The following is a 6,632-nucleotide window of genomic DNA, read 5'->3' on the forward strand; positions in this document are numbered from 1 at the left end:
TACAAATTTACTACTAGCATTGAGAATATGGTGGCCTAGTTGAACAGCCACTACTTAAATGTTCAACTTAAATTTTACAATCTGCCTCATAAATTAAATTACTTCTCCAGGATTGTCATTTTACCGTCAATTATCTGATAAACTTTGTCTGCCATATCTTTTAACCTTAAGTCATGAGTAACTACAATAATAATTTTATTTCTTTTGTGCGCTAAATCTCTGAGTAACTCGATTACTTTCATGGATCTATCTGTATCTAATGCGGCTGTGGGTTCATCTGCTAAAATATAGTCAGGATCAGTGTATAATGCTCTAGCAATTGCCACACGCTGCTTTTGTCCACCAGAAAGTTGATTAGGATATTTTTTTAGCAGTTCTAAAAGTCCTAAATCAGAAAGAAGATCATGCATTCTTTGTTCAGTCAAATTTTGTTTTTTTAGTTTATCTACGAATTTAAACTGTTCTTCGACCGTTAAAAATGGGACTAAGTTATAAGATTGTAAAACAAATCCTATTTTTTCCAATCTTAATTTTGTTTGTTGTTTTTTGGACAAACTGTTAATTGTACTGTCATTTATTTTTACGTCACCATTAGTTGGTGTCTGTAGTCCGCCTGCTATAGTCAAAAATGTAGTTTTTCCTGATCCTGATGGCCCTACAACTAAAATAAGCTGACCGCTTTCTGCTTCGAAATTAATATTTTCTAGTGCTACGTACTTACTACTCCCTTCACCAAAAATTTTTGTGACTGAGTCAAAAATTAGATTTGACATGAAATTAACCTCCAATAATTTTGTAAGGATCAACTTTGGCAATTTGGCGAATTGGTATCAATGCACCCAACAAGGACATAATAATAATACCGATTCCAGTTAAAATAATATTACTTTTATCGATGACAATGGGTACCTCGCTGGGTAACGTAATAGCTGTTATTTCACCTAATATAATGGCTATAATAACGCCAATAACTGACATAATAAATGATTGAAATAACGTACTCAAAACAAGATATTGCGTTGAGACTCCTTGCGCCTTCAAGACACCTAAGTTGGGTAATTTTTGAACGGTCAGAATATACAAGAAAATTGAAATAACAATTAGAATAATAATATACAAAAAACCAATCATGAAGTTGAATGTGAGTTGTTGTGCACTATATCCAGGTAATTTATTAATAAATGCGTCAATGCTCAACTGATCAGTCCCTTTTGGTATTTTTGAATTATTTAACGTATTCTTGAATACCACAGCATTTGTTACACCTTTATTCAGTGATTGAATAGTGTCTGGTGAAATATAAACCACGGGAAGAGCACCTAAAGTTGCCCTGGGTGTAAAACCTGTAATTTTAATCCTCAATGATGAATTAGCAACTAACAAATAGTCACCGATTTTGAATCCATCACTTTTGAATTTATCCGATACGACGCCGGCATTGTTTCGGATATTTTTTCTACCACTTGTTATTTTCAATTTTTTAAATATGAACGATTTGGAATCAAGAGCTACTAATTGAGCATTCTCTTTTAATCCATTTTCTGATTTTACAAGTGTACTATACTGTGAAATTCTGGTTCCATTATTGGGTAAACTAGCAACCTCATCCTGTGAAAGAAAAGATTGTTGTAAACGTCCTTCAGAATCACTATTTAAGACAATACTTGAAGCATCCCACTCGTTAATTGCCGCTTTGTTTAGGTTAGCTAAACCAGTGGCTAAACCAGTAAGAATAATCAAAAGATAACTTACTAAAAATATAAGTACCACTATTAGGCTATAACGCAATTTTTCATGTAGCATCTCTTTAATAGCTAAAAACATAATAATCTCCTGTTATTAATTCTATTTGTTATTAATATGGGTCAAGTCCAAAATGTTGGTGTAAATTGAATTCCGCGAATTTATCATTTCACAAGCTTAAGCATACCGGCTTCTTCTGAATTGTCATCTTTTTCAATCCCGTGGTAAACGGTCATGTTTAAGTACTGTGGACCAGCAGCCCATTTTTCATTCTGTTCAATCAGTAGTGCTCCCATTAGTCGCAAGACGCTCAGATCATTCGGGAATATCCGGATTACACGGTCACGACGACGGATTTCTTGATTAACCCGCTCAATTGTACTATTCGTCCGGAGACGCTTCCTTAGCTCCTCTGGGAGCTGGTAAATCACCATTAATTCGTCAAAACTATTTTCTAATTTCTTCACCACCTTAGGGAACTCGGTCTGCCAATCTTTAACCAATTGGTCACGCCGTTCAACCGCTTGGTCGTACGTTGGAGCATTAAATAAATCTTTGAGTCGGTTAGCAACTTCTTTACGATCATTGAGTGCCAGAATACTTGTACAGTCATTACTAAAATGAAATTGACATCTCTGCCAAAGGCTCCCCTGAAATTGCGTAGTGATTGCATCCTTTAAGCCACAATGAGCGTCTGAAACAAACATATCAACGTTGGCAAGGCCCCGCTGTTTAAGTTCACTAAAGAAGTCCATCCATGCAGCTTTTGATTCACTATCACCGATATCAAAACCGAGCACTTCTCGACGACCGCTAGGGTCGATTCCAATCGCAACGAGTAAGCTATTACTTGTCACAACGTGACCACGGTGTACCTTAAATAAAATTGCATCGGCATACACAAAAGCATACTTTTGCGTAAGGGGACGTCGGTTAAAATCCAGCACTTGGTCGTCCAAATTATTGCATAAAGCCGAGACCGTACTTTTAGAAAAGGCTGTCCCACATAACTTCTTAGTAATCTCAGCTACTTTACGTGTTGAAACACCTTGGATTACCATTTCCATTAATGCCAAATCAAAGGCCTGCTCACTACGCTGGTAGCGTTTGAACAGCTGTGTTGAAAAATTGCCATGACGGAGTTTAGGAACGTGTAGTTCTAGAGACCCTACGCGGGTGGTAAGCTGACGAACCCGATAACCATCCCGTGAATTGGTTCGTTCATCCGAACGTTCATAAGCCTTAGCTTTAATCTGCTCAGTCGCTTCGGACTTAAGAATTTCGTCAAGGATCTTAGCCATAATTGATTGCATGGCCTTATCCCGATCACCTAGTAATAGTTCCTTTAATTCGTCATCTTCTAAATTTAATTCAACCTTTGGCATAATGAAGTTCCTTTCAGATTTCACAAAGTCCTATTTAGAATTTACACCAATTATACGGACATAACCGCCGATTGAAGCTGGAAAATCAGTGGCTGCCAAGGACGCCAAAATATCGCAACGGAAGCGCCGGATAATTTATCCCAATTCACATTTCATCGATCGCGGTTATTTTTCATTTGCAGAGATGCTGTGGGATAGCTCGCTTTGCAGATCATTATACATGGCTTGAGACATCGGATGTTGTCGCTGATTAGCGTCTCGTTCAGCGACCACGAAAAAATCACGTTCTAAAACGAACTTGCCATCTTGTTTGTCGAATCTGAAGTAAGTGGCATCCATGCCTTCAATTTGAAATGTGCCGTACTTACTTGCGGTCGGCATGGTAATGTTTACTAACTTCATAGGGTTCCTTCCTTTGTTCAATCGATCGGGTCTTTGAAATCGACCATGCTATTGTCTAATTCCGGCATTGCTTCTAAGTAAAATTGGCTAAACACTGGGTCTTTCAACTGTTCGGCAAGAAAATTATCAAGACTGCTACTATGCATTACCGAAAACCCATGAAGACCCTTTCTCATTTATATCGCATCCTTTTCACGATTACATTTTTGATTCATTGACACCAAGCATAGCGTCACACATCAGCATTGAAGTTGCAAGTCTTCTTGGACGTGATATAATAGTGTCAGAGAGAAAGCCACGGACATGTGGCACACAGAAGATGGCGGGCGTGCAGACCACCATCTTTTTTGTGCGCGCAAAAAGCCGATCTCCGTGCAGAGAGATCGACTTTCCTGCCATTGCGTGCGGATCCGGCTGCGGGTTAGTGACAACTGCAATCAGTCATCGATGCCGATCTAACCAATCAGCATATGTGGCAATCACGATCCCCACCACTATTGGGGCAATGACCTCTGAGAGAAAGCTAGACATGAGCACACCCCCTTTTGGGGCAAGTTGCCAAATATGATTATATCAAACGTACCATGCTTCTCACAGTCTTGATATTATATCGTAAAATACACTGGTTTACGCTTGGTGATTTGGAATATCCTTGGTCCACTTGTCAATAGCGATTTGAAAACGTTGTTTTGGGGTGCGGCCGCCGTTCACACGAGCCGGCCCTCTTCCTGGGGCTAGCTATCAGGCTCACTCATATCAGATACACGACGACTTCAATAAAAAGACGACCAGAGATTATTTCTGATCGTCTTTCGTGACACCTATTCAAAAATATCTTTTGCATCTTGCTTCAGTCGCTTCAGCAGCTTGTCCGGAACATGTCCCACAATTTCAGCGCGACGCGCCAAAGCATCATAGGTTGGCAGCTGCCACAGTACAATATTGCCTTCAACACCACTATTGAAATCGGCAAACTGTTCATACCAAGAAGAATCTCCAAAATTGCTGTGAGTCACAAGCATTCCAATCACCATTTTGGTTCCGTGGTTGTAATCCGTATTTGACAACACAATCATGGGACGGCGAGTGTTGTTTTGCTCAGGATCATGCCCGCCAAACTCTTTCCCGGCATGTGGTTCTGAATCAATAAAAATAATGTCGCCTTGTTTTGGCATTTGCATGACTATAACTCCCTACCCATTCGTGGTTCTTCAAAAACATTGCCCATTTTGTCAAGATCACCACGGAAGTCATAATCTTTTGCCGCTTTCGTGTGCCATGGGTTCACATGTTGTGGTTCATATAAAAGCGAACCGTCATCTTGGGCAACCAAAACAAATTCTTTACCTGCTTCTACGCCCACTTCAGCTGGTATCGTCAAACTCAAAGAATTACCAGACTTACGTGCGACAAAGCGACCAATAATTTTTCCTTGCTTCTCAACTTTTTCTGCCATGAAATCATCTTCCCTTCGTACTTACAAGTATACACAAGTTTTCCGTGCTTACAAGTGCATACGTGTCCGTGCTTACCTGTATACACAAAATTTGTAATTACGTGTATGTACACAATTTTGTAATTACATGTACTTACGCAACTCGTACTTACTCATAAGTACGGCACTTTAGTATTTCACATTCTGTTTATGTGACACAATGTATATTGTGTCACATAATCGGAATCGAGCTCAACTTTACAGGCTCTAAGGGGCACATTAGGTTGCCAATTCCCAGTTGAGTCCGGCTAAGGTATTTATGTGACTGAAAGCGTTGCTTTTCAAAAATATGTCTCATATAATTAAGTAAGCGAATTTCACTTACAAAAAGGAGTGTCTAGATATGTCTGGCCACATAACCCAACGAGAACTCGGAGTTGAAGCTGGCTTCAAAAATGCCGAAGGGCTATTTTTGAATTTCATACAAGAGGAAGTTTCACCCCAAAAAGTTGCAGAAGCGATTGTACAACTCGGATTAAAGCAAGAAATGCTCTTAGATGTTGATCCGAAGCTATTTGAACTCGCTGAAAAGCTTAAAAATACCAAAAATAAACGTAAACCTTCCTATATAATAGCGCAACATGAGCCATACTCTGATGGACGTCGCGGCTATTTTCTTGGCCTAACAGATGCAATCATGATTCATTTTAATTCTGGTGACCTCAAAACGATGAAGTCTTTAGTCGATGAATCCGGTGTTTTACGTCGTGAACTGATTCATGCTGGTGTTGATCCTGAAGATATCGACGACATCGATGATGTCATGAATGAGATACCAGATGCAATCTACTGGGGGCAAGATTAATGGAATTTGTAGAACCTATCCGCAGCAAAAAGAAAATCGAAGCTATGAAAATCATGTTAGCTTCAGGACGTGAAGGCGACCGTAATCTTCTCTTGTTCACCCTAGGCATCAACACAGCCTATCGAATTTCAGATTTAGGCAAGTTGAAGCTTGAAAACGTATTGGAAGTATCTGGCAACGGTCATGTCGTGGCTAAGGACCGTCTAGCTTTGCGTGAACAGAAAACTGGCAAACATAATTCAGTGATTCTAGGCGACAAACTACGCAAAATGATTATAGACTACTGCCGTGAACACTTTCCAGAGGCACTTGATCAACGTGACTTCGACGGCTACTTATTTCCTAGCGCCCGTGATCGTTCAAAGCCTTTGAGTCGGCAGTCGATTTGGCGCATTATCAGCACAGCAGGGAATCAAGTTGGCTTAGATCACATTGGCACCCACACTATGCGTAAAACGTTTGGCTATTGGCTTTACAAATCAAACGTTTCGGTTGAAATTATCCAGCAATTACTCAACCACTCCAACGCTCAAACCACACTACGGTACATCGGGATCACCCAAGATGACAAGGATAACGCGGTTCAAAGCCTCAATCTATAGCAAAAAAGCGGATGACTTTTCTCGAAGCTGCTGAAAAACTAGATATAAATGGGTACTGTGTCGTGCAACGCGCGAAACAGTACCCATTTTTGATATACTCTTTTTGAGGTCGCGCGTTTTAAAATCAAGTTAGCCACTTTTATTACCCTCAATTTTCAAGTCAAGTGCAACGATGATAACGAATCCTTGATAGTGGTCTA

At 39.8% G+C, this 6,632-nt stretch carries 10 protein-coding genes; 2 read left to right on the forward strand and 8 right to left on the reverse strand.

Annotated elements, in window-relative coordinates; all coding sequences use genetic code 11:
• Window positions 1-98: 98 nt before the first annotated feature.
• From FD01_RS00530 to mazE, 8 genes are all read right to left on the reverse strand, one after another.
• Window positions 99-773, reverse strand: coding sequence for an ABC transporter ATP-binding protein (locus FD01_RS00530; protein ID WP_056962251.1), 675 nt, complete (start codon window positions 771-773; stop codon window positions 99-101).
• 4 nt (window positions 774-777) lie between these two features.
• Window positions 778-1,824, reverse strand: a complete 1,047-nt coding sequence (locus FD01_RS00535; protein ID WP_056962252.1) for an ABC transporter permease — start codon at window positions 1,822-1,824, stop codon at window positions 778-780.
• An 83-nt stretch (window positions 1,825-1,907) separates the two neighbouring features.
• A complete protein-coding gene (locus FD01_RS00540) occupies window positions 1,908-3,128 on the reverse strand; it encodes an IS256 family transposase (protein WP_056962253.1) in 1,221 nt (406 codons plus the stop codon).
• Between the two features lie 165 nt (window positions 3,129-3,293).
• Window positions 3,294-3,530, reverse strand: coding sequence for a hypothetical protein (locus FD01_RS00545; protein WP_056962254.1), 237 nt, complete (start codon window positions 3,528-3,530; stop codon window positions 3,294-3,296).
• A 17-nt stretch (window positions 3,531-3,547) separates the two neighbouring features.
• A complete protein-coding gene (locus FD01_RS16790; protein ID WP_263862594.1) occupies window positions 3,548-3,676 on the reverse strand; it encodes a hypothetical protein in 129 nt (42 codons plus the stop codon).
• Window positions 3,677-3,971: 295 nt separating this feature from the next.
• Window positions 3,972-4,061, reverse strand: coding sequence for a type I toxin-antitoxin system Fst family toxin (locus FD01_RS15940; protein WP_152164671.1), 90 nt, complete (start codon window positions 4,059-4,061; stop codon window positions 3,972-3,974).
• 290 nt (window positions 4,062-4,351) lie between these two features.
• Window positions 4,352-4,711, reverse strand: coding sequence for a type II toxin-antitoxin system PemK/MazF family toxin (locus FD01_RS00550; RefSeq protein ID WP_056962255.1), 360 nt, complete (start codon window positions 4,709-4,711; stop codon window positions 4,352-4,354).
• Between the two features lie 2 nt (window positions 4,712-4,713).
• Window positions 4,714-4,986: a type II toxin-antitoxin system PemI/MazE family antitoxin gene (gene mazE / locus FD01_RS00555; RefSeq protein ID WP_054719872.1), complete on the reverse strand. Its 273-nt coding sequence runs from the start codon at window positions 4,984-4,986 to the stop codon at window positions 4,714-4,716.
• 382 nt (window positions 4,987-5,368) lie between these two features.
• Between mazE and FD01_RS00560 the strand changes: the two genes are divergently transcribed.
• Window positions 5,369-5,830, forward strand: coding sequence for a hypothetical protein (locus FD01_RS00560; RefSeq protein ID WP_054719868.1), 462 nt, complete (start codon window positions 5,369-5,371; stop codon window positions 5,828-5,830).
• Window positions 5,830-6,432 carry a site-specific integrase gene (locus tag FD01_RS00565; protein ID WP_056962256.1) on the forward strand — a complete coding sequence of 201 codons (603 nt, stop codon included), beginning with the start codon at window positions 5,830-5,832 and terminating at the stop codon, window positions 6,430-6,432. The genes FD01_RS00560 and FD01_RS00565 overlap by 1 nt, the downstream gene beginning before the upstream one ends.
• The last annotated feature ends 200 nt before the right edge of the window (window positions 6,433-6,632 follow it).

The sequence above is a fragment of the Lacticaseibacillus manihotivorans DSM 13343 = JCM 12514 genome (assembly GCF_001435035.1).
In the GTDB taxonomy this organism is placed as follows: Bacteria; Bacillota; Bacilli; order Lactobacillales; family Lactobacillaceae; genus Lacticaseibacillus; species Lacticaseibacillus manihotivorans.